The organism is Glutamicibacter soli (assembly GCF_003309065.1).
Taxonomy (GTDB): domain Bacteria; phylum Actinomycetota; class Actinomycetes; order Actinomycetales; family Micrococcaceae; genus Glutamicibacter; species Glutamicibacter soli.
The window spans coordinates 1-1,475 of sequence record NZ_POAF01000019.1 but is presented as its reverse complement, the minus strand read 5'-3'; the positions used below and the strand labels follow the sequence as shown (position 1 = coordinate 1,475).

Below are 1,475 nucleotides of genomic sequence, written 5' to 3'. Positions count from 1 at the left end.
CTACGGGTCGGGGTCTTCGAGGGGGTCTTCGAGTTCCTCCCGGGTCCAGGGTTTCCCGCGCACCCATTTGGACTGGGTGAGCAGGTCCGGGAACTGCCGGTGCCGGTACCCGGTCACCGGCGGGGCGACCGACCGGTAGTAGGCTCCGGTGCCGGGGTTGATCCGGATCGAGTGGGAGAACTCCCCGACGGGCACTTCGACCCAGTTCGGTGATTCCTTGGCCTTGTTGCATAACGCGCAGCGTCCGTCGGCGTTCAGCACGTTGGTCGGGCCGCCGAGGTGGTGCTGGATGACGTGGTCGACTTCTTCGACCAGTCCGTCGCAGTAGGGGGTGCGGCAGTGCTTGTCGCGGATCTTGATGAATTCCTTGAGTCCGGGCGGGAAGGCGCGGGCGGTGGAGTCCATGGCGATCAGCTCGCTGTCGCCGGGGGCGGTGTAGAGCCGCTGGATGTCGGGGAAGGTTTCGATGCGCAGGGCCAGGTCGTCGTGCGCGTCGGGGTAGTGGTGGAAGTAGTCCTCGTTGCGGATTTCCGCGCCGGCGATGAGTTCTCGGGCGTGCTGGGCGGGGATGTAGCCGTAGCCTTCGAGGTAGGCGGGGGTGCGGTCGCCGAGGAACAGGGTCTTGTCGGTCATGACCAGTTTGATGTTGAGGGCCAGGGGGAGTTTGTCGGGGTGCCCGGCGAGGGGGTAGGCGGTGAACAGGTCCGCCTGCAGTTGGGTGCGGGTGCGCGGGTCGCCGTGCTGGCGCAGCCGGCGGGATTCTTGGCGCAGGTGCTGTTGCAGGGCGGTGCCGGCGGCGAGGGGGAGTTTGCCGTTGACGCGGATGCAGTCGCGGTCCTTGGTGAAGCGCAGGTAGCGGTCGGTGCCCGCTTCCTTGATGCGGTAGGACTTGGTGTGGCTTTCGAACTGCAGGGTGTATTGGGTGACGGTTTCGCTGATCTGCTTGGGGCCCATGCCGTCGAACAGGTCCGGGGTGGCGCGGAAGTGGGTGTCAAAGGCGGTGCGGCGGGCGGCGTTGACGTCCTGCAAGGGGGTGAGGATGGCCATGGCCTGGGGTTCGGTGAGTTCCCCGAGGGCGAAGCGTTGGGCGAGGAAGGGGGTGTCTTCGGCGAGGATGCGGGCGTTGGCCAGGTAGGAGCGGTGGCCGCGGGGGTCGCGTTTGCGGGCCAGGGCGACGGTGCTGGCTGCTCCGCGGGTGAGGTCGTTGGCGTGGGTGCCGTTGTTCTCGTTGGTGCGGAAGACTTCTTTTTCCAGCTGGTGGGCGAGCATCGCTTTGAGGTAGTCGTAGCCGGCGGTCAGGGCGGTGAGTTCTTCGATGGCGGCGGCGCAGTCGGCGGTGCTGCCGCATTCGAGGGTGCGGGCGAGCTGGGTGGACAGGGCGGTGAGCACCGCGGTGCATTCGGTGTGGACCGGTGGTACGGGCGGGCGGTGGCGTTGCTGCATTGCTTCGTACATGTGTTAATTGTACGGCGTTT

The 1,475-nt window shown here is 66.8% G+C and carries 1 protein-coding gene; it reads right to left on the bottom strand.

The annotated features are described in order from the left end of the window. Window positions 1-1,455, bottom strand: coding sequence for an HNH endonuclease (locus C1H84_RS17840; protein WP_113608178.1), 1,455 nt, complete (start codon window positions 1,453-1,455; stop codon window positions 1-3). Between the last annotated feature and the right edge of the window lie 20 nt (window positions 1,456-1,475).